The sequence below is a fragment of the Vibrio sp. T11.5 genome, from assembly GCF_027587155.1.
Taxonomy (GTDB): domain Bacteria; phylum Pseudomonadota; class Gammaproteobacteria; order Enterobacterales; family Vibrionaceae; genus Vibrio; species Vibrio neptunius.
The window spans coordinates 1-725 of sequence record NZ_JAPPTP010000068.1 but is presented as its reverse complement, the minus strand read 5'-3'; the positions used below and the strand labels follow the sequence as shown (position 1 = coordinate 725).

The following is a 725-nucleotide window of genomic DNA, read 5'->3' as shown; positions in this document are numbered from 1 at the left end:
ATCTTCCATTTTTTCACCTTCGACTTCTGGGTCAATCATCGGAGACAAATGGGATTCAATCAGCCCGTGTTTATAACGGCCTTCAGGAACGATATAAATGCTATAACTCGCGTTCGGGGCAAAAGGCCGCACTCGCTGCCTAGGTCTATTGACTACTCCGGCCATTTTAAACGACATTAATAGTCCGGCGCCGGCGCCAACAAACATCATCGGCCCAACCAGCACCACACCGATAAGCGAAATAGCAATACCAGCATAGCCAGAGTAACGTAAGGCGGCAAAACAGGCATCAGGGACGAGAGTCAGCTCTGTGACTATCATCCCTTTTTCGGTTAGGGTTACTGTTTGTTTGGTATCTGGGTTGCCAGCGTAATAGTAGTAACTACTCAGCGCGAAAACGAACAATGAAAATGCAATTATTCCAATCCATCCTAATTGGGAGCCAATCCACAAAATAAAGCCAGCTGTCGCTACCCATATCGAGATTGCCCAATAATCAGTAGCAGGAACTATCACCTCTTCAAATTGATAGACCACCTTGGCATCTTGTACCGCTTGAAGCTGGGCTTGTTGATACTCTGGGGTTAGCTCCGGTAACGAGTCTACAGATACATACATTAGTTAGGCTCCTCCACTTTTACCTGATAGCTGTTACTTCGTGTTTAACGCATTCTCTAGCTCGCCGAACCCAATTACACCGCCTGCACACACCACTACACACAGGC

Annotated in this window: 1 protein-coding gene; it reads right to left on the bottom strand. The window is 47.0% G+C overall.

Features of this window, described 5'->3' with window-relative positions; all coding sequences use genetic code 11:
* On the bottom strand, positions 1-618 hold a 618-nt coding region (locus tag OH455_RS23210), incomplete at its 3' end, for a hypothetical protein (RefSeq protein WP_269982941.1).
* Positions 619-725 lie beyond the last annotated feature (107 nt).